14 protein-coding genes are annotated in these 20,802 nt (G+C 69.7%); 7 read left to right on the plus strand and 7 right to left on the minus strand.

Going from position 1 to position 20,802, the window contains the following annotated elements:
- Position 1 precedes the first annotated feature (1 nt).
- From ACZ5LB_RS09805 to ACZ5LB_RS09820, 4 genes are all read left to right on the plus strand, one after another.
- Positions 2-1,624 (plus strand): serine/threonine-protein kinase, encoded by a 1,623-nt coding sequence (locus tag ACZ5LB_RS09805; protein WP_464606023.1) that lies wholly within the window; start codon positions 2-4, stop codon positions 1,622-1,624.
- Positions 1,625-1,673: 49 nt separating this feature from the next.
- Positions 1,674-2,507, plus strand: coding sequence for a DUF3667 domain-containing protein (locus tag ACZ5LB_RS09810; protein WP_464606025.1), 834 nt, complete (start codon positions 1,674-1,676; stop codon positions 2,505-2,507).
- 323 nt (positions 2,508-2,830) lie between these two features.
- Positions 2,831-5,227 (plus strand): hypothetical protein, encoded by a 2,397-nt coding sequence (locus ACZ5LB_RS09815; RefSeq protein ID WP_464606027.1) that lies wholly within the window; start codon positions 2,831-2,833, stop codon positions 5,225-5,227.
- 2 nt (positions 5,228-5,229) lie between these two features.
- Positions 5,230-5,916, plus strand: coding sequence for a hypothetical protein (locus ACZ5LB_RS09820; RefSeq protein ID WP_464606029.1), 687 nt, complete (start codon positions 5,230-5,232; stop codon positions 5,914-5,916).
- Between the two features lie 19 nt (positions 5,917-5,935).
- Here the strand turns inward: ACZ5LB_RS09820 and ACZ5LB_RS09825 are convergent, their stop codons facing one another.
- The 3 genes from ACZ5LB_RS09825 to ACZ5LB_RS09835 all read right to left on the minus strand — a co-directional run bounded on the left by ACZ5LB_RS09825 (position 5,936) and on the right by ACZ5LB_RS09835 (position 11,113).
- The gene (locus ACZ5LB_RS09825) at positions 5,936-7,105 is read right to left on the minus strand and encodes a pentapeptide repeat-containing protein (protein WP_464606031.1); all 1,170 of its coding nucleotides are present in this window, start codon (positions 7,103-7,105) and stop codon (positions 5,936-5,938) included.
- 105 nt (positions 7,106-7,210) lie between these two features.
- Positions 7,211-8,305 (minus strand): S1C family serine protease, encoded by a 1,095-nt coding sequence (locus ACZ5LB_RS09830; RefSeq protein ID WP_464606033.1) that lies wholly within the window; start codon positions 8,303-8,305, stop codon positions 7,211-7,213.
- Positions 8,306-8,344: 39 nt separating this feature from the next.
- Positions 8,345-11,113 (minus strand): PAS domain S-box protein, encoded by a 2,769-nt coding sequence (locus ACZ5LB_RS09835; RefSeq protein WP_464606036.1) that lies wholly within the window; start codon positions 11,111-11,113, stop codon positions 8,345-8,347.
- 103 nt (positions 11,114-11,216) lie between these two features.
- Here ACZ5LB_RS09835 and ACZ5LB_RS09840 point away from each other — a divergent pair, with 103 nt between their 5' ends.
- Positions 11,217-12,821 (plus strand): serine hydrolase domain-containing protein, encoded by a 1,605-nt coding sequence (locus ACZ5LB_RS09840; protein WP_464606038.1) that lies wholly within the window; start codon positions 11,217-11,219, stop codon positions 12,819-12,821.
- 22 nt (positions 12,822-12,843) lie between these two features.
- Here ACZ5LB_RS09840 and ACZ5LB_RS09845 read toward each other — a convergent pair whose 3' ends face one another.
- A complete protein-coding gene (locus tag ACZ5LB_RS09845) occupies positions 12,844-13,326 on the minus strand; it encodes a MarR family winged helix-turn-helix transcriptional regulator (protein ID WP_464606040.1) in 483 nt (160 codons plus the stop codon).
- A 109-nt stretch (positions 13,327-13,435) separates the two neighbouring features.
- Between ACZ5LB_RS09845 and ACZ5LB_RS09850 the strand changes: the two genes are divergently transcribed.
- Positions 13,436-14,035, plus strand: coding sequence for a YceI family protein (locus tag ACZ5LB_RS09850; RefSeq protein WP_464606042.1), 600 nt, complete (start codon positions 13,436-13,438; stop codon positions 14,033-14,035).
- A 117-nt stretch (positions 14,036-14,152) separates the two neighbouring features.
- Here the strand turns inward: ACZ5LB_RS09850 and ACZ5LB_RS09855 are convergent, their stop codons facing one another.
- Positions 14,153-16,306 carry a heavy metal translocating P-type ATPase gene (locus ACZ5LB_RS09855; protein ID WP_464606044.1) on the minus strand — a complete coding sequence of 718 codons (2,154 nt, stop codon included), beginning with the start codon at positions 16,304-16,306 and terminating at the stop codon, positions 14,153-14,155.
- Between the two features lie 59 nt (positions 16,307-16,365).
- Here ACZ5LB_RS09855 and cadR point away from each other — a divergent pair, with 59 nt between their 5' ends.
- Positions 16,366-16,797 (plus strand): Cd(II)/Pb(II)-responsive transcriptional regulator, encoded by a 432-nt coding sequence (gene cadR / locus ACZ5LB_RS09860; RefSeq protein WP_464606046.1) that lies wholly within the window; start codon positions 16,366-16,368, stop codon positions 16,795-16,797.
- A 17-nt stretch (positions 16,798-16,814) separates the two neighbouring features.
- Here the strand turns inward: cadR and ACZ5LB_RS09865 are convergent, their stop codons facing one another.
- Together ACZ5LB_RS09865 and ACZ5LB_RS09870 are read right to left on the minus strand one after the other, a co-directional pair.
- On the minus strand, positions 16,815-18,887 hold the full coding sequence (locus ACZ5LB_RS09865) for a prolyl oligopeptidase family serine peptidase (RefSeq protein ID WP_464606048.1): 2,073 nt from the start codon (positions 18,885-18,887) through the stop codon (positions 16,815-16,817).
- A gap of 89 nt (positions 18,888-18,976) precedes the next feature.
- Positions 18,977-20,785, minus strand: coding sequence for an AMP-dependent synthetase/ligase (locus tag ACZ5LB_RS09870; protein ID WP_464606050.1), 1,809 nt, complete (start codon positions 20,783-20,785; stop codon positions 18,977-18,979).
- Positions 20,786-20,802 lie beyond the last annotated feature (17 nt).

Raw genomic sequence — 20,802 nt, forward strand, 5'->3', positions numbered from 1 at the left:
CATGGACTTCGTAGACCCCGCGGCCATCGGGCGTTACACAGTCCTGCAGCGCCTGGGCGCGGGGGCCATGGGCGTGGTCTACCTCGCCCAGGATCCGCTGCTGAAGCGCCGGGTCGCCGTGAAGATCGTCCAGAAGACCCGTTCGGACTGGGAGACGATGATCGCGCGGTTCCAGCGCGAGTCCGAGATCAGCGCCCAGCTCAACCAGGCCAACATCATCACGGTCTTCGACGTGGGCGAGGACCCCGAGGTGGGTCCCTTCCTCACCATGGAATACGTGGACGGGAGTGCGCTCTCCAGGATCCTCTCGGAGCGGACCCTCGATCCCGGCACCGCGCTGGACTGGCTCTCGCAGCTCGGCCAGGCGCTGGTGGCCGCGGAACGCGCCGGGGTGGTCCACCGCGACATCAAGCCCGAGAACATCCTGGTGAGCCGGGACTCCCAACTCAAGCTCACGGACTTCGGCCTGGCCCGGGACGACGACAGCAGCCTCACGCACACCGGGACCATGATGGGCACCCCCACCCACACCGCGCCCGAACTCCTCGGAGGCGACCGCGCGACGCCCGCCACCGACCGTTGGGCCTTCTCGGTGATGGCGTTCCAGATGGTGCTGGGCACCCTGCCCTTCCCCGGCGAAACGCTCTCCTCCGTGCTGAGCGCCATCGCCCACGACCCCCCGGCCATCCCCCCGGGAACCCCCGCCCCCCTCGCCCGGGTCTTCATCAAGGCGCTGCACAAGGACCCCACCCGGCGCTACGAGTCCGTCCTGGCCTTCCTCACCGCCCTGGCCGAGGCCATGGGCCTCAAGGACAAGCTGGTCACCCGGGGGCTGTCCCCCGAAGGCGCGGCCAGCGCCTCCCATCCCTCCTCCCCGCGCATGCCGCGGCCCGATGAGACCGAGGCCTTCTCCATCCCCGCGACCCCCGCCGCCACGACCGCCCCCAGGCCCCGCGCGGTGCCGGCCCCGCCCAAACCCGTGGCGCCCCTCACCGGCCCCCCCCCGGGCCTCTTCAAGGGCGACGCCGCGGCACCCACCGAGAGCGCTCCCCCCCGGAACTCGCCCCCCCAGGGCATCACCCTGGCGGGCTACGCGACCAAGTCCCACCCCAAGGGCTGGACCCCCACCCTCACCACGGCCCGCACCCGCCCCAGCAGCCAGGTGCTCTGGGCCGTGGGCGCCGTGGCCGCCGCGGCCCTTTTCTACTTCTTCCCCAGGTCCCTCAAGGTCCAGACCACGCCGCCCCGGGCCCAGGTCCTGCTGGACGGGAAACCCGCCGGTGAAACGCCCTTCTCGGGCTCGGTGGCCTTCGGCACGCACCTCATCGAAGTGCGCCTGAACGGCTACGACACCGTCGTCCAGGAGATCCGCGCCGGCCAGCCCCCCCTTGACCTGGTTCTCCAGCCCTCCACCTCCTGGGCCGACATCCGCAGCACGCCACCCGGCGCCTCCGTGACGCTGGACGGACGCCCCGTGGGCACGACGCCCTGCAACGGAATCCGGGTGCCGGACGCCCCCGCCGTCCTGGTGGTGTCCCTGCGCGGCTTCAAGCGCTGGGAAGGGACCCTGGGGCCCGGCCGGAGACCACCGGTGCCCATCGTCCTGAGGAAGGAAGGGAAGTAGGTCCGGGGCCGGATGCTATGGTTGAGGGTCCACTTCCATAGCGAGCCCCATGGAAACGACTCCCACGCTGGAACCCTGTCTTGACTGCGGCACCCCGCTCCACGGCCGCTTCTGCTCCCGCTGCGGGCAGCCGCGCCAGGACCGGGACCTGCGCCTCAAGCACGTCCTGAAGGAGGCCTTCCTGGAAGCCTTCTACCTGGATTCCCGGCTCGCCGCCACCCTCCGCCTGCTCTTCCTGCGCCCCGGACAGCTCACCCTGGAATACTTCGCCGGTAGGCGGGCGCGATACCTTCCGCCGTTCCGGCTCTACGTCGTGGTCAGCCTCCTGCTCTTCATGATGCTGGGCTACGGCGGCAGCACGGCCCGCGCCCAGGCGAAGCCGCAGGACGACGTGGTCATCAACCTCGCGGTCGACGGCCAGGCCCCGGACGCGCCCCTCCAGAAGAAGGTGGGCCGCGTCCGGAAGGGCATCCTCAAGGCCAAGGAGGATCCCGAGGCCTTCAAGGCGGCGCTCCTGCTCTGGATCTCCCGCGTCATGTTCCTCCTGCTTCCCGCCTTCGCCGGGCTCCTGTTCCTGTTCCACTCCGGCAGCGGGCGCTACTTCGTGGAGCACATCATCTTCTCGCTCCACTTCCACGCCTACGCCTTCAGCGTCTTCATCGTCCAGGAGGTCCTGTCCAAGGCGCCCTGGGGCCTGGTGAGGATGGCCGGGGGCCTGCTGCTCATCGCCCTGCCCGTGCACCTATGCCTCGCCCTGAAGCGCGTCCACGGCGGAACGGCCTGGAAGCGTCACCTGCGGGGAGTGGCGCTCACCGCCACCTACCTGGTGGTGGTGGGAGTCACGCTGGTCGCCGTGGTGCTCATGGTCATCACCCGGGCGTAGGGTCTCCGACGGGAGCGCAGTCTTCCCATTTAAATAAAATAAATTTAAATTTATTCAAGTTAAATTACAAAATGCCCCACCATTCACCCCGCCCTGAAGGGGCGGTCCGCTTGCGCTCCCGGGGCCCCAGCCTACACATATCCACCTGAAACGCATTCCCGCGTCCGGGGACGCGTGATCGCCCGATGGCCCTGGCGGCGTCGGGCCAGGGGGGTTCCATGCTTCGGCGAAGCTTCATCCCGTCCTTCCTTCATCCGCGTGGCGGCCTGGGTCCCCCCGTTCCCTGCACATTGAAGGCATTGACCCTGATTGCATTCAATTTCATGTCACTGGCTGCGGATGGTGCCGACAAGCCAAGGGGAACCCTGGGCCAGGCTTCCGTCCTGGAAGTGGATCCCGGGACCGGCGCCGCCACCCTGCGGATTCCCCTGGGCCCCGGGGTGGGCGGCTCCGGCGTTCGGTACGTGCCGGCCCTCCTGGGGCGCTTCGCCCCCCATGGGGGGCCGGGTCCGGCCCCGTCGGCCGCGTCGGGATTCGAGCTGTCCCCGGGACATCTCCATTGCCGATGGGACTGCGGGGAAGCCGGCGCGAAGGTCCTGAGCGCGCGATGGACGCTCCCGGACGGGACGGGGGGCGGCACGGGTGGCGCGGCGCCGCAGGCGGATCCCCGGGACCTCCTGGCACCCTTCGGGTACGGCCCGGACGCCGCCTGCGGACCCGCGGTGGGCGGCCTTGCGGGTGACCTCCTCCTGCCCCTGGCCGGGTCTGGGCCGGGGGGATTCCTGGTGCTTCGCGCGGGCCGGGCGTTCGAATACCGCCCCGACCCGTCCGGGGCGCACCATTTCCGCATCACGGAGGTGCGCGACACGGAGGGAGGCCGCCTCACCTTCACCTACGGCCCCAGCCGGGTGGATTTCGAGGCGGCATCGGAAGCGGCGAAGGTCCGGGTGGTCCTGGCGGGACGGGCCCCCGCCGCTCCGGTCCCGGCCCTGGACGGGCCGGGCCAGGACCCGGATACCCCGTCCCTGGCCTTCCTGGACACCGAGGCGCGCATCCGGGTCACCTACGAGGGCCCGGCCCCGGGCAGCTTCAGCCTCACGGCGATGGCGCGCCCCGGGGAGGCCGGGCCGGGTGGGATTGCGCCGGAATTCTTCCGTGGCGCCCTGCAGGTCACGGGGGTGCTGGATGAGAGCACCGGCGAAACCCTGCGCCTGGGCTACGGCCGGGCCCCCGCCCTGGAGCGTCCGGGCCCCCTCGGGACGCGAAGCTTCGCCCCCACGGTGCTCACCGACTTCGCCTCGGACCAGCGCGCGCTCCACCTGGAATGGGAAGGCGCCCCCGTTCAGGATCTCTCCGGCCAGGAATCCGGTTGGCGCCTCGCCGCCCGGGGAGTGCAGGAGCTGGGTGATGGAGCCAAGGGCCCCGTCCGCCACTTCCGTCATTTCGCGCTGGGTGCCGGCGCTCCCGTGCCGTGCCGCACCCTCGTGCGGGACCGCTGGAACCTGGGAAAGGAGCCCGGCGGCAGCGAGGGCCCCATCCCCACCTTCGAGCTGGATGAGGGCACGGGAATCCTGGTGGCCGTGCCGGGCCACCTGACGCGGTGGATCTGCCAAGGCCCGGGCGACCCGGGCGATCCCCCCGACCTGCACGACCTCGGCCGCCCCGGCCTCCGGGGAGGCGCGGCCCGCCAACCCTACTTCAAGTGGCCCGGCGGCATTTCCTATGACCCCATCAAGCGGGAAGCGACCATGGAGGTCTTCTCCGCGCCCGTGCCGCCCCTGGGCGCCTCGGGCCGCGTGCCCCAGCCCGGCGAGGCCCTCTTCCACGGCCCCGGCCTCATGGCCCACGAGATCGCCAAGAACGCCCTGGAAATCCAGCAAACAAGCCAAAGGACCGCGGCCCTGATCGGACCGCCCATGCCGCCGCCCCCTTCCATCGCCGACATGGTCAAGACCCAGAGCGACCTCCAGCAGGCCCGCATGGACGAGATGTTCCGGAACCAGCAGCGCGCCCAGCTGGCCGCAATCGAGAAGGCGAAGGAGGAACACCTGAGGCAGGTCCAGGAGGTGATGGCACCGCCTTCACCCGCCACTCCCCCAACCCACCCCACCAACCTTGAAATGATCGAGTTCCTCCGTCCCATTTCCTCATCCATGGCCGGAAAGGCCGGATCGGCGCTGGTCCTGATCTGGGACTGGAAAGGGCTCGGCGTGATTGGAGAAAACCACTCAGTGGGTCACGCCGCCCTGGCCATCAAGGGTTCGGACGATCAATGGCGAATCATCCAGAGCCAATTCCCGCACGAACCCGGAGGTGCCTCGAAGCCGCACGGGCCCAATATCCTGATATTCCGCCCCCACAGGGTTTTCCTGGAAGAGGGTGGCCGCAAACCTGATAGCGCCTTCCGGGTCGAGGTTCCGGACCTGGGCGGTCTGGCCGGTGCGGCGATTGCGGACCTGGAGAAAAATCACTGGTTCCTGGACCCGGGCTATCTGGGGAATTCCACCAATTGCACCCATGGGATCATCCAGAGCCTCAGGGCCGGTGGCGTGCCATTGAGTTCCATGTGGGCCAACCATACCTTGATCATCCCGGGCACACCCTACACGCCGCGCGACCTGCGCACCGCCCTCGCGCGGGATGCCGACTTCAACGTGTTGCACCCATACAAGATCTACCACCAGAACAACCTGATTGATGAAATCGACTGGGAGAAGTGAAGATGGCCACCCCACTCCTGTTCATCCTCGGAACGGCCCTCGTCCTGGCCGCCGCACCTCCGTTCGAACCCGCCAGACTGGGATCTGGACAACGGGGTCTCGTCCTCACGCGCCTCAACCCCCTGGATCCGAACGAAAAGGAATGCACGATCGTGATCGCCTATCACCGGGATCCCGGTTATCCGATGGCCTCGGGGTACCTGAAGAACGATCCCCAAACCGTGATCGTTCATCGGGAGACCCTCGATCCGAAATACGAGAAAACCATTCCGCCCCGGTTCTGGTCGGGATGGACATCCCTCGAACTCTTCTCCTTCGACAAGGACGCTGCCTTTGACGGACGGGATCTCTACCGCATCGAAAAGGGCCACCTCCGCATCTACCCTTACGTTGCCCAGGCGGAAGCGCGGAAGCGGTATGGACTAAAGGAGAACGAGATCTTCCTCGGGGCCTTCGATGGACGGGCGTTCTACTGGGTCAAGGGGCAGCCCCGGACCGTTTACGTCCGTTCGGGGAGCCAGGTCCGCCGGTTCGAACTGGGGAAGCGGGTCACGGAGCCGCTCGGAATGGCCAAGGGGGATCCGAAGGGGGATCTGGCCCTGCACACCGTCATGCTTCCCGCGGGCTTTTTCTCCTTTTCGCCCCGCACGGTGGGGTGGGTCGTCCTGGACCTGAAGGATGCCCGGTAGGGGTGATCGATCACTATCCCTAGTCCCGCAACCGCTCGTCCGAAGCCCCCACCACGGTGGCGCTGTTCACCAGGAGCAGCGGGAAGTGGCTCTCCTCCTCCACCGGGGTGTCGTGGGCGCCGAAGCGGCAGTTGCGCAGCACCAGGAAGCCATCGTGGTTGGCCAGGTAGTCCGACACCCGGATGTCCTCCTCGATGGCGAGGCTTCCGGTGACGCTGCCGCCTTCCAGGAGGAAGGAGACGCGATGCACGTGGTACTGGGCGGTGGGCTCGGGCAGCTGCAGGAGGGACAGGTCGCAGTCGGGCATCACCAGGAGGGCCTTGCCCCGGCGCAGCGCGAAGAACCGCAGTTCCATCTCGAGGTAGGGCAGGATGACGCCCGTGAGCTTGAGCATCTCGCCCGAGAGGTTCAGGTACTCCAGGAAGCCGTGCATGGTGGGCACGTGGAAGGTGCCCCGGATCCAGCCGCCGGTGGTGTAGATGACCGAAGGGATGCCCCGCAGCGGGGGGTGGTACTTGGTCTTGCGGGCGGGGGCGCCCTTGCCGGAATCGCCCATGGGGCGCGGCGCGTTGTAGTCCACGGTCGTGGTGGCCTTGAGCATGCCCAGGAGGGAGGGGCCGGATCCGGGGTCGTCGAGCTCGATGCCGCCGCCGATGTCGCCCTTCAGCACCGCGGGATCGATCCCCAGGGCCCCGTCGAAGGTGGCGCCCATGATGTTGGCCCCCCGGAACATGGCGCCCCGGAGGAAGGCCCGGCCGAAGTTGGCGTCGGCCAGCACGGCGCGGCGGAAATCCGTGCCGCTGCACTTGGCGAAGTGCAGGTCGGCCTTGGCCAGGTCCGACTGGGTGAAGTCGGCCTGGGACAGGTCCGCCTGGCGGAGGCTGGCCTGCACCATCTTGGCGTTGGTCATGTTGGCCTCCACCAGGATGGCCTTCTGCAGGTTCGCGTGGGAGAGGTCGGAACCCGAGAGGTTCGTGCCCGAAAGGTCCGCCTCGTACAGGATGGCCCGGGTCAGGTTGGTATCCAGGAAATGGGAGCCCTGCAGCCGGCAGGAGGTCATGTCCGCGCCGCTCAGGTTCGTCCTGCGGAAATCGATCCCCCGCAGATCCAGGCCCGAAAGGTTCGCGAACTCCAGCGACACCTTGTTCTTCACGTGCTCGATGACTTCATCCCGCGTCAGTTCGGCCATGGCGGTACTCTCCCCGGGTTGCGAAGCTCCCCGCAATATCGGGCGATTGAGACTCTCCGTCAATGGCTGCGGTGAAGGAACGGGGGAGAAGGGTCCCGCTAACGCTCAGATCCTGCCGGGCTCCAGGTCCAGACCCACCTTGATGCGCTTTCCGTCCCGCAGCACCTCCAGTTGGAGGCGGCCTCCGGGAGGTTCGGCCTCGGCCAGGTCCAGGAGGCGGTCCATGTCCTTCACGGGCGCCCCGTTGACGCCCACGATCACGTCGCCCAGCGCGTAGCCCCGGCCCTGGCGGGACAGGCCCCGCAGGCCGGCCCGGTCCGCGGAGCCGCCCTGGCGCACGCGGCCCACGATGACCCCGGGCGGCACGTTGATGGAGGCGGCCCACCCTTCGGGGAGCGGGTCGAACCCCAGGTCCACGCGCACGGGCCGGCCCCGGGAGATGAGCTGGGGGACGATGCGGTTGATGGTGTCCACCGGCACCGCGAAGCCGATGCCCGCGGAACTGCCCGAGGTGCTCTGGATCGCCGTGTTGATGCCGATGAGCCTGCCCGCGCTGTCCAGCAGAGGGCCCCCGGAATTGCCGGGGTTGATGGCCGCGTCGGTCTGGATCACGCCGGTGATGCGACGGCGCGTGGCGCTCTGGATCTCCCGGCCCAGGGCGGAGACCACGCCGGTGGTGAGGGTCTGGTCCAGGCCGAAGGGGTTGCCGATGGCCATGACCGACTGCCCCACCTGGAGGTCCGCGGACGTGCCCAGGGGCAAGGGCTTGAGCTTGGCCGAGGCTCCGTCCTGGAGCGCCAGCACGGCGAGGTCCTTCTCCGGAGCCACGCCGATCACCTTGGCCTTGTGGCGGCTGCCGTCGGCCAGGGCCGCCTCCACCTCCTGGGCGTCCTGGATCACGTGGTAGTTGGTGACGATGTGCCCGCTGGCGTCCCAGATGAAGCCCGAGCCGGTGCCCGTGGGCACGGCCTGCACGTCAAGGGAGAAGAGGTCCTGCTGGTAGGCCAGGGAGGTGAGGTACACGACGGAGGCCCGCGCCTCGCGGAACCGGTCCACCACGCTCTGCTCGCCGGGGGGCAGGGCGCCCCGGGGCGTCACCGGGCGTGGCGCGGCGGGGCCCCGGGGCGTGCCCTGGCCGGCGCACCAGCCGATGACGAGGCCCGTGGCCAGGATGAACAGGATGGCTGCGGCTTTTCGCATGCGGAATCCACCTTGGAGGACACCCTCCTAGGGCCCCCATCATACCCTGGGACGGCGTCCCAGGGCGCCTTCCACGCCGTGGGCCATTTCCAGGACGGAGGCGGGCTTCTGGAGGAAGTGCACCCCCTCCTCCAGGACCCCGTGGGGATCCAGGATGTCGGCGGTGTAGCCGCTCATGAACAGGACCGGCAGCCCGGGCCTGCGGCTCCGGATCCGGTCCGACAGTTCGCGGCCGTTCATGTCGGGCATCACCACGTCGGTGAGGAGCAGGTCGAGGCTTCCCTGGAAGGCGCTCTCGATCTCCAGGGCCTTCGCGGCCCCCTGGGCGGGCAGCACCGCGTAGCCCAGGTGCTCCAGGAGCATCCGGGTCGCCACCAGGACGGTGGCCTCGTCCTCCACCAGGAGGATCGTCTCGCCGTGGCCCGCGGGGATGGCCGGGGCCGCGCCGTCCCCGGCTCCGGCCTCCGGGCCCTGGTGGCGCGGCAGGTAGATGCGGAACCGCGTGCCCTGCCCGGGCCGGCTCTCCACCAGGATGAAGCCCTCGTTCTGCTTGACGATCCCGTGGACGGTGGCGAGGCCCAGCCCCGTGCCCTTGCCGATGGCCTTCGTGGTGAAGAAGGGCTCGAAGATGTGCTTGATGACCTCGGGGTCCATCCCGCAGCCCGTGTCGGCCACGGAGAGCGCCACGAAATCGCCCTCCACCGCCTCCGGGTGCTCGCGCAGGAAGTCCCGGTCCACGTGGACGTTCTCCAGGGCGATGGAGACCCTGCCCACGCCGAGGATGGCATCCCGGGCGTTCACGGCGAGGTTGGCCAGGATCTGGTCGATCTGCGAGGGGTCCATGCGGATCGTCCAGAGTCCCTCCTTGCGCATCCAGGCCAGGGTGATGTCCTCGCCGATGAGCCGGCCCAGCATCTTCAGCATGCCCTGGATGGTCTCGTTCAGGTCCAGCACCCGGGGCGTGATGACCTGCCGGCGGGCGAAGGCCAGCAGCTGGCGGGTGAGGTCCCCGGAGCGCCGCGCGGCCTTGATGATCTCCCCGAGGTAGGGGTGGAACGGCTGGGATCCAGGCATCATCATGGCCACCTCGGCCTGCCCGAGGATGACGCCCAGCATGTTGTTGAAGTCGTGGGCGACGCCTCCGGCGAGCCTGCCGATGGATTCCAGCTTCTGGGCCTGGACCAGCTCCCCCTCCAGCCTCCGCTGCTGTTCCTCCGCGGCCCTGACGTCCGTCACGTCCCGGTCCAGGCCCCGGAAGCCCTTCAGGGCTCCGGCTTCGTCCAGCAGGGGCGTGCCCGAGGTGAGCAGGTGGCAGAGGGTCCCGTCCTTGCGCAGCTGCGCGGCGGGCAGATTGCGGAAGCCCCGGGCCTCGGAGAAGAGCCTCTGGTACCGGGCCTCCATGCCGGGGCGGTCCGCGGGGGCGAAGCCGTCCAGCACGGATCGTCCGGTCATCTCCGCGGGGGTCCAGCCCAGCACCTTGGCCACGCTCTCCGAGGCGTAGGTGTAGCGGCCCTCCCGGTCCATCTCCCAGAACCAGTCCGAGGAGGCGCTGGCGATGTCCTGGAAGCGTTTCTCGCTTTCCACCAGGGCCATTTCCATGCGGTTGCGCGCGGTGTTGTCCAGATGCGTGATGACCACGCCGCCCCCCGAGTTCCCCAGGGGGGTGACGTTCATGGTGAACCAGAGCCTTTCCCCCGGGGAGTCGCAGGGGTACTCCAGGGTGAACCCCGGCAGCCGGCCTTCCTGGACCGCGCGGATGCCCTCCAGGGCCTCCCGGGCGCCGGGAGCGCCTTCCCCCGCGCCCCTTTCGCACGCGGCCAGGTAGTCGTCCCCCACCTCGGCGCCCTGCCCGAGGCCCCGGGACCTGCCGAAGAGCTTCCAGGGGGCGTTGACCGCGAGGATGACCCCCCGCGGGTCCAGCACCACCAGGTGGGCGTTGACGGAATCCAGGATGGCCCGGTTGAAGTGCTCCATGGATCGCACCGTTTCAAGTGCGGCGACCCGTTCGGTGATGTCCTGGCAGAACACGAAGCAGCGACCGCCCTCCATGGGCGAGAACGAGGCCACGACCTCCACGGGCCAGATTTCCCCCGACCGGGCGCGGTGCCTCGTCTCGAACCGGACCTGCCCCTCGGCCTGGATGCGCCGGTAGGGCGCGTCGCCCGGGTCCACGGCCAGGTCGGGGACCCGCATGGCCAGCAGCTCCTCCCGGCCGTACCCCGAGCGCTGGACGTAGGCCTGGTTCACCAGGATGATCCGCCATTCGCCGTCGGTGACGAAGCAACCGGCGGGGGTGGTCTCCATGAGCCCGCGGTAGAGCGCGTCCAGGATCTGGCGGGAATTCTCGCTCACCCCCAGGGCACGGTGGGCGGCCATGTCCTCCTCCAGGGCGGCCTGGAGTTCGGCGGTTGCGGCGGCCTCCTTGGCCCGGGAACGCAGCAGGGCCCCCGCGAGGACGCTCACCAGGACCCCGCTGGCCATCAGGAAGGAGAGCTGCGCCAGGTCGAAAAGGCTTGCGACGGCCAGGGAGTGGGTGGGCGGGACCAGGAACACGACGAGAAGCAGGGCCGAAAGCCCCGTGGCCAGGAGCCCCGGTCCCAGGCCGCCCAGGAAGGCGCTGACGATGATGGGCAGCATGAACAGGATCATCAGCGGCCGCTGACCAAACGCGGTGGACCACGCCAGGCGCAGCCCCAGGGGCGCCAGGGTCGACAGGACCGCGAAGAGGTAGGCCCGCCAGCCGCCCAGGTGGCCTCCGGGACCGCCCAGGGGGTCCTGCCGCGCTGCGCTGGGGCCCAGGAGGCTCATGAACATTCCGGAAGCAGAAAGCTGAACTATAGCATCGATCCCGCGCCGCACCCCGGTGCCACCGCACGCCGGAAATAGGCTATGGTCAGGGTGGGAGCCGATCGTGAAACACCCTGCCCTAGCCATTTTCCTGGCCGCCGCCGCCCTGGCCGCGGCCACCCCCCAGCAGCGACTCCGTTCCGCCCTGGAAGCGCGATTCCTGGGTGACCGTACCGGGATCACCGTCGCGGCCGCCCTGGTGGGGGACGTCCCGGCCGAGGCCTTCGTCTCGGCGGACGCCGCGCGCCCCGCCAAGGTGGACGCGCACACCGCCTTCGAGATCGGGGCGGTGGCCGGCACCATGGCCTCCGCCCTGGCGGCGGACCGGATCCTGAAGGGCGAGGCGTCACTGGACGACGCCCTGGCCACGCTGTTGGCCGGCGAAGCCAAGGTGCCCGCCTTCGAGGGCACGCCCATCACCCTCGCCCACGTCCTCTCCCACCGCTCGGGCCTGCCTTCCCTTCCGGCCCGCCTGCGGCCCGAGGACGCCCTGAACCCCTTCGCCTCCCTCACGCCCGCGCAGCTCCTGGGCTCGCTCGAGGACGCCAGGCTCGACGCCGCCCCGGGCACCCGAAGCCGCCCTTCCAGCTTCGCCATGATGCTGCTGTCCTCCGGCCTGGCCCGGCGCGCGGGCATGGACTACGAGGCCCTCCTGGCCCGGGATATCTTCAAGCCCCTGGGCATGGAGGACGCGCGCATCCGGCGCACCGGGCGCAACGAGGCCCAGGGCCACGCTTCCAATGGGCGCCCTGCCGGCCCCTGGGACTTCCCGCCGGACATGGCGGGAGCGGGCGGCGTGCGCGCCTCCCTCGCCGACATGGTCCGCTACGTGGAGGCCGCCCTGGGCCGCCGCGCCTCTTCCATCACCCCCGCCCTGGAGCGCACCCGGGTTCCCTTCGAGGGGACCCTGCCGCCCGTGGCCATGAACTGGATGGTCGTCACCGTGGCCGGGCGGAAGATCCTCCATGCCGAAGGCGCCACCGGCGGGTTCTCCAGCTTCGTGGCCCTGGATCCCGAGAAGCGCCAGGGCGTCGTGCTCCTGGCGGACACGTCCCTCTCGAACCTTGGAGGGCTCGTGCCCATGGGCCTCTCCCTCCTGGACGACACGGTTCCCTCGCCGGGGTTCCCGCGCCGCCCGGTGCCCGCGGGCGAAGGCCTCCTGGAAGGCATGACGGGGCGGTACACCCTTCCCGGCGGCACCCGCCTCGCCATCTGGAGGAAGGACGGCGGCCTCGTGGCACAGATCGAGGACCGGCCGCCCCTGGACCTGGGCTTCGACAGCGCCGGCGATTTCTACGCCCTGGACCTGGACGCGGTGCTTCGCCCGGTGCGGGGCGCGGCCGGATACACCTTCTTCCTCCGCCAGGGCGGGGGCCAGGTCAAGGCCGAGCGGGTCCAGCCCGATCGCATGGACGCGGCCGCGCTCCAGAAGCTGGTGGGCAAGTACCGCGCCTCCGATGACTTCACCGTCAAGGTCATCCGGCGGGAGACCCTGCTCTACGTGCAGGGCACGGACCAGCCCGAGGTGCTGGTCGAGCCCGTGGACAAGGACGTCTTCCAGGCCCCCGGCGCCGGGGCGGAATTCACCTTCACCCGGGACGCCGCGGGCAAGGTCGTCGCCGTCGTCATCAAGCAGAACGGACGCACCGTGAAGGCGGAAAAGCGCTGACGCGGCCGCCCCGCGGACCCGTTCACCCCTCGCGGAACGTGCGCTGGATCCCCGCCCGCAGGGCCTCCAGGTGACCGGAGAGCGCGATGCGGGCCTCCTCCGGAAGCAGGCCGGCCACCTCCCGGCACAGGGCGTCGTGCACGGGGGCCAGGGCCGCCAGGAGATCCTCCCCCGCGGCCGTGAGGCTCACGAGGCAGCCTCGCCGGTCCGCGGGGTCCTCCCGGCGCGTGACCAGACCGGCCCGCACCATGCGGTCCACGAGCCGCGGCACGTCGGCCCTGCAGGTGAGGATGCGCCGCCGGATCTCCCGGATCAGTGAACCCTCCGGGGGCCCGCCCTTCACGATCCGCAGCACGTTGAACTGCTGGTCCGTGATCCCGGCGGGCCGGAACAGGCGCTCGTCGGAGAGCCGGGCGACGACCTCCCGGGTAAGGAGGATGGAGAGCAGGAGCTCCTGCCCGGGCGACATGACCTTCGTTATCTGCAGCTCGTCGCGGATCGGCATGACGGCGGCCTCCCTGGGGGTGGAGTGGTTTTCGAAAAAAGGTGTTGCAACATCAAAAAAGAAGTCTACCATGGCTATATGGTGTTTGAACACCTAATCGGAGAACCCCATGCGAAACCCCGCTTCCACCCTCGCGCTCCCCATCGTCGCCCTGATGCTTTCCGCTCCCTCGGCTGGCCTGATGGCCGCCATTCCCTCCACCGTCGACACCTACAAGATCGATTCCGTGCACTCCAGCGTCGGTTTCCGGGTTCGCCACCTGCTCTCCAAGGTCCAGGGCCGGTTCGGCAAGGCCGAGGGCACCGTCAAGGTCGACACCGCGGACATCACGAAGTCCAGCGTGGACGTGACCATCGACGTGGCCACCGTTTCCACCAACGAGGACAAGCGCGACGCCCACCTCAAGGGCCCCGACTTCTTCGACGCCGCGAAGTTCCCGACCATCACCTTCAAGAGCTCGGCCGTGAAGGAAGTGGCCAAGGGCAAGCTCGAGATCACCGGCACCTTCACCATGAAGGGCGTCTCGAAGACCATCGTGCTCCCCGTCACCAACCTGGGCACGGCCGTGGATCCCTGGAAGAACGTGGTCGCCGCCTTCGAGGGCGCCGTCCGGATCAACCGCATGGACTACGGCGTCTCCTACGGCGCGGGCCTGGTGGGCGACGACGTGGACGTCGAGCTCAACATCGAGGCCAAGAAGGTCAATTAATTTGAGCGAGGGGGGACCGCGCGGCCGCTGCGCGGCCTCTCCGTCCCCCCTCGTGCTCCCCCACGTAGTGGCCAGGCGGAGCCTGGCCACCACGTCCAACCCCTCACAGTCTGCGGTTCACCGGCGCAGCAGGCGGAGCCCGTTGAAGACCACCAGGAGGCTGGCGCCCATGTCCGCGAACACGGCCATCCACATCGTGCCCCTCCCCGCGATGGCCAGGCCCAGGAACAGCGTCTTGATGCCGATGGCGAGGACGATGTTCTGGGCCAGGACCGTACGGGTGTCCCTTGAAAGCCGGATGAACCGGGCGATCTTCCCCAGGTCGTCGTCCATGAGGGCCACGTCGGCGGTCTCGATGGCCGTGTCGGAGCCCGCGGCGCCCATGGCGAAGCCGATGTGGGCCGCCGCCAGCGCCGGGCCGTCGTTGATGCCGTCGCCCACCATGCCCACCTTCCCGGCCCTGGAGCGGATGGCCCGGGCCTTGTCCTCGGGGAGCTGGTCGCCCAGGGCCTCCTCGATGCCCACCTGGGCGGCGATGGACTTCGCGGTGTGGGTGTTGTCGCCCGTGAGCATGAGGGTGCGGATGCCCATGGCGTGGAGCGCGGCCACGGCATCGCGGCTGCCGGGGCGCACCTCGTCGGCCAGGGCGAACAGGGCCAGGACGGCCTTGCCGTCGGTGAGCAGCAGGGTGGTCTTGCCATGCCGCTCCAGAGCCTCCAGCCGCTCCTCCAGGGCCGGGGAGCAGACCCCCAGCTCCTCGATGAGGTGGTGGTTGCCCAGGCTGTAGACCGTGCCGTCGATGGTTCCCTGGACGCCCTGTCCGGGCAGGGCGCGGAAGGACGCCACGTCCGCGGCGGGCGCCCCGGGCCTCACCAGGGCGCGGGAAACGGGGTGGTCCGAGCGGGACGCCAGGCCCGTGGCCAGGCGCCAGGCGGCCTCCCCTTCCAGGGCCAGGGGGACGAAGTCCGTGAGCACAGGCTCGCCCCGGGTGAGGGTGCCGGTCTTGTCGAAGGCGATGCAGGCCAGGTCCCTTCCCTCCTCCAGCCAACGCCCGCCCTTCACCAGGATCCCGTGCCGGGTGGCGGCGGCGAGGCCGCTGACGATGGTGACCGGGGTCGAGATCACCAGGGCGCAGGGGCACGCGATCACCAGCAGCACCAGGGCGCGGTAGACCCACACCGACCAGGCGCCGCCCAGCAGGAGCGGCGGCGCCACGGCCACGGCCAGGGCCACGGCCAGCACGGCGGGGGTGTAGACCTTCGCGAACCGGTCCACGAACCGGTGGGTGGGGGACCGGGATTCCTGGGCCTCCTCCACCGCGTGGATGATGCGGGCCAGGGTGGTGCCGCCGGCTTCGGCGGTGACGGCGAACTCGAACGAGCCCGTCAGGTTGAGGGTGCCGGCGAAGACCGGGTCCCCCTCGCCCTTGTCCACGGGCAGGCTCTCCCCGGTGATGGGCGCCTGGTTCAGGGAGGAGCGGCCCGCGACGATGGTCCCGTCCAGGGGCACGGCCTCCCCCGGGCCGACCCGCACGCGGTCCCCCACCCGCACCGCCCGGGCCTCGGCCTCCACCCAGCCGTCGGGGCCCAGGACCGTGGCGGTGGCCGGGGAAAGCCGCAGGAGGCCGTGGATGGCGTTGCGGGCCCGGTCCAGGCTCAGCGCCTCGATGCGCTCGGCCAGGGCGAACAGCACCATCACCATGGCCGCCTCGGGCCATTCACCCAGGGCCATGGCCCCGGTGACGGCGACGCTCATGAGGGCGTTGATGTTCATGTCGCCGTTCTTGAGGCTGATCCAGCCCTTGCGGTAGGTGCCCAGGCCGCAGGCGGCCACCGCCACCACCGCCAGCGCGGGGGCCGCCCAGGACGGCAGTGCGGCCAGGACCGCCGCCTCGGAGGCCAGGGCGGCGCCGGCGCCCAGCGCCAGGCTCCAGGGCCAGCGGCGGACCGGGGGCGGGCCGGGAGCGTCCAGGGGCTCCGGGGTCATGCCCAGGTCCCGGATCGCGGCTTCGATCTCCGGCAGGCTCCCGGGGGCGTGCACCACGGACAGGACCCGCTCCATGAGATTGAACTCCAGGCCGTGGATGCCCCTGCGGCCCCCGAGCTTCCGCCGGATGAGGGCCTCCTCGGTGGGGCAGTCCATCTGGGCGATGCGCAGGCGGCTGCGCTGGGCGCCGGGGGGCACCGCCCCTGCCCTTTCAGAAGCGGCGTCCGGGGCGGGCGCCTCGCAGTGGCAATGGGAGCATGGGGGATGTTCGTGATCGAAAGCCATGGCCCATTTCAAACCCTGAAGCTACTTTAGGGTCAAGGGATTTCCGGGGAGGGCCGTCCATGACCATCGGCGAACTGGCCCACGCGGCCCAGTGCACCGTCGAGACCATCCGCTACTACGAGAAGGAGGGCCTCCTGCCGGCCCCCGGCCGCACCGGGGCGAACTACCGGCACTATGGCGCCTCCCACCTGGAGCGCCTGCGCTTCGTGCGCCACTGCCGGGCCCTGGACATGGCCCACGCCGAGATCCGTTCCCTCACCGCCCTGCTGGACCAGCCCCAAAGCGACTGCGGGGCCGTCAACGCCATCCTGGACGATCACATCGGCCACGTGCGCGTGCGCATCGAACAGCTGGTGCAACTGGAGGCCCAGCTGAGGAGCCTGCGCGACCGTTGCCGCACGGAACGCACGGTGGAGGACTGCGGCATCCTGCAAGGACTGGCGGAGATGGAGGGGGAAACCCGAACCGGCAAGCCGACGCACCTGGGGTAGGGGTCGGCCGCCGAGAATCAGCGCAGCGTCTTGTCCAGGAAGGTGTAGGCCAGGGCCCAGAAGTGGGCGGTCTGGCGATTGTCCGCGCCGGCGCCGTGCCCGCCCTCGATGTTCTCGAAGTAGCGCACGTTGTAGCCCATGTCCTTCATCTTCGCGAACATCTTCCGGGCGTGGGCGGGGTGCACCCGGTCGTCCCGGGTGGTGGTCATGAAGAAGGTGGCCGGGTACTTCTGGCCGGCCTTCACGTTCTGGTAGGGGGAGAAGGTCTTGAGGTAGGCCCACTCCTCGGGCTTGTCGGGATCGCCGTACTCCTCGATCCAGGAGGCGCCGGCCAGCAGGTGGGAGTACCGCTTCATGTCCAGCAGGGGCACCTGGCACACCACGGCCCCCATGAGCTCGGGATACATGACCAGCATGTTGCCCACCAGGAGCCCGCCGTTGCTGCCGCCCATAATCCCCAGGTGCCGGGGGGAGGTCACCTTCCGGGCCGCCAGGTCCCGGGCCACTGCTGCGAAGTCCTCGTAGGCGCGGGGGCGGTTGGCCTTGAGGGCAGCCTGGTGCCACCGGGGCCCGTACTCGCCGCCGCCGCGGATGTTGGCCAGGGCCAGGACGCCGCCGCGGCTCAGCCAGGCGCGGCCCACGGCACCGGAGTAGTAGGGGACGGAGGAGACCTCGAAGCCGCCGTAGCCGTCCAGGAGGGTCGGATTCGTCCCGTCCAGCTTGAGGCCCTTGCGGGCGACCTGGAAGTAGGGGATGCGGGTGCCGTCCTTGGAGGTGGTGAAGTGCTGGGTGACCTGCAGGCCGGAGGCGTCGAAGAAGGCCGGAAGGGCCTTGAGCAGCTCCGGTTCGCGGCCCAGGGTCCCCATGTAGAAGGAATCGGGGGTGAGGAAGTCCCGGGTGACCATGAAGAAGTCGTCCGTGGCGTCCTCGTCCACCGCGGAGACCGACGTGGTGCCCATGGCCGGCGCGCCCTTGAGGGGCTCGGCCTTCCAGGTGCCCGGGGTCAGCACGGAGAGGCGGTTCTTGACGTCATCCATGACGTTGAGCACGAGGAGGTTCCGGGTCCAGGTGAAGTCCTCCAGCGAGGTGGTGGCGGTGGGCTGGAAGAGCACCGCGAAGTCCCGCTTCCCGGCCAGGAAGTCGTCGGCCTTCGCCGCGAGGAGGGACCCTGCGGGGTACGTCTTGCCGGCCACCGTCCACGCGGAGCGGAGTTTGACCGTGAGCCACTCGCGGTGGAAGGAGGGCTCGGCGTCCAGGGGCACTTCCACCTTGCGCCGGGATCCGTCCTTGGCCAGCAGGAACGTCTCGCTGGTGAAGAAGGAGGGCTTGCGGTAGAGGAAGTCGCGCTCGAAGCCGGGGGTGGAGTCGTGGTAGGCCGAGGCTTCCATGTCGGTCTCCAGGCCCTCGAAGACCACCTTGGCCTGGGCCAGGGGCGTACCGCGCTTCCAGACCTTGGCGACCCGGGGATACCCCGAGCTCGTCATGGAGCCCTTGCCGAAGTCGGTGCCCACGAAAAGGGTGTCCTGGTCGATCCAGCTCACCTGGGACTTCGCCAGGGGCAGGGAGAAGCCGCCTTCCACGAAGGTCCGGGTCTCCACGTCGAACTCGCGCACCACCGCCGCGTCGGAGCCTCCGGGGGACAGGGACACCAGGCACCGCCGGAAGCCGGGCCGCAGGAACTGCGCGCCGTGGAACACCCACCCCTGGTTCTCCGCCTTGCCCAGGGCGTCGATGTCCAGCACGGTTTCCCATTCGGGCTCGGCCTTGCGGTACGAAGCCAGGGTGGTGCGCCGCCAGAGGCCACGGGGGTGCGCCGCGTCCCGCCAGAAGTTGTAGTAGTGGGCGCCGGCCTTGGAGATGTAGGGGATCTTCGCCTTGGAGTCCAGGATCGCCAGGAGGTCGCCCTCCAGGGTCTTGTAGGCGGGCGAACCTTCCAGTTCCTTGGCGGTGGCGGCGTTGGCGGCCCGGACCCAGTCCAGGGACTTTTCGCCGGTGACGTCCTCCAGCCAGAGATAGGCGTCCTCGGGGGCGGGGACGGGTGGGGGGGTCTTTCCTGAGGCCATGAGCGAGATCCCTAGAAGGATGGGCATCCATCTTCTTGCCATTTTCGACTCCGGGTCCAGTTACGTCCTGTAACCAGACAACCTTCCCATCGAACGGCCACACCTGTCAAAGGGGATCAGGCCCCTTCGTACAGGCGCTCGATGGCCTCCGCGTAGCGCTCGCTCACCGCCTTGCGCTTGACCTTGAGGCTGGGGGTGAGCAGGCCCGAATCCAGCGTCATCTCTTCGCAGGAAAGGACGATCTTCCGGATGCGCTCGAAGTTGGACAGGTGCTCGTTGATGCGCCCGATGCGGTCCAGGACCTTAGCCACGGCCTCGGGCCGGGCCACCAGCTCGGCGTCGGAGGCGTAGGGGATCCCGGCGCGCTCCGCCCAGCGGCGAAGGCTGGCCATGTTGGCGACGACGATGGCGCTGAGGAAGTTCCGGTGGTCGCCGACGACCACGGCCTGGGCGATGTACTTGTCCTGGGTCAGGAGCCGCTCCAGGGGCTGGGGGGCCACGTTCTTGCCGCCGGAGGTGACCAGGAGCTCCTTCTTGCGGTCGGTGATGCGCAGGCGTCCCTGCTCGTCCATGGCCCCGATGTCGCCGGTGCGGAAATAGCCCTCCTCGTCGAAGGCCTGCCCCGTGGCGAAGGGGTCGTTCCAGTACCCCAGGGTGACGTTGGGTCCCTGGCAGAGGATCTCCCCGTCCCCGCTCAGCTTGAGGAAGGGCTTCCCCTGCCATTCGTCCAGGAGGGGCTTGCCCACGTAGCCGGGCCGGACTTGGTTGACCCGGTTGATGGTCAGGATGGGGCTGGTCTCCGAGAGCCCGTAGCCCTCGAACACCGGCACCCCGGCGGCCCAGAAGAACTCCATGATGGGCGCCCCCAGCGCCGCCCCGCCGGAGGCGGAGATCTCCAGCCGCCCCCCGAGCCGCTCCCGGACCTTGGAGAAGACGGCCTTGTCCGCGGCCCGGTAGAGCGCGCCCAGCAGGACCCCCGGCGCCTTGCCCACGTACCGCAGCGCCGCCATCTTCCGCCCCACCCACATCGCCCAGTGGAAGAGGTAGCGCTTGGCGGGGCCCGCCGCCGCCACCGCCTCCCGGATGCGCGCGTAGACCTTCTCGTAGACCCGCGGCACGGCCAGCAGCACCTGGGGGCGCACTTCCAGGAAGGCCGCGGGCAGGTTCTCCAGGTCCGTCACGTAGTAGATCGCCACCCCCGCGTGGAACATCGTGTAGTGCCCTCCCATCCGCTCGAAGATGTGGGAAAGCGGCAGGAAGCTCATGCACCGCTGCCCCGGGTGGACTTCAAGCACCGCCAGGGCGGCCAGGATGTTGGACACGAGGTTCCCGTGGGTGAGCATGGCGCCCTTGGGCTCGCCGGTGGTGCCCGAGGTGTAGATGAGCGTGAGCAGCTGGCCCGGGTCCCTCCGGGAGGCCCATTCCCGCACCTGGGGCCGCTGGTCCTCCCGGAGCCTGCCGGCGGCCTGCAGGTCCCGCCAGGTCAGGATGCGCCGGCCGGGGACCTCGGGAGGCTCGCCGTCCATGAGCACCGCGGCCTGCAGTTCGGGCAGCCGGGGCCAGGCCACCAGGACCTTGTCCAGCTGCGCCCGGGAGGAGCACAGGATCATCCGGGCCCCGCTGTGCCGGATGATGTACTCGGTGGAATTCGGGTTGAGGGTGGGATAGACGGGCGCGGTGACGATGCCGAGGATGGCGCAGGCGTAGTCGGCCATGGCCCACTCGGGCCGGTTCTCGCTGAGGATGGCCACCCGGTCGCCCTCCTGGATCCCCTCGTGGCGAAGGGCCAGGGCCAGCCGCTCCACGATCGTCCGGATCTCGCGGTGGGACAGCGGCACGTAGGTTCCCCCGGCCTTGAAGGCCATGGCGTCGGGCAGGTCATGACCCAGGGCTTCGTAGAAAAGCTCCGCAATGGTCTTGATCACCGGGGTCTCCTTTGAGG

It is taken from the genome of Mesoterricola sp. MK458 (assembly GCF_055384935.1).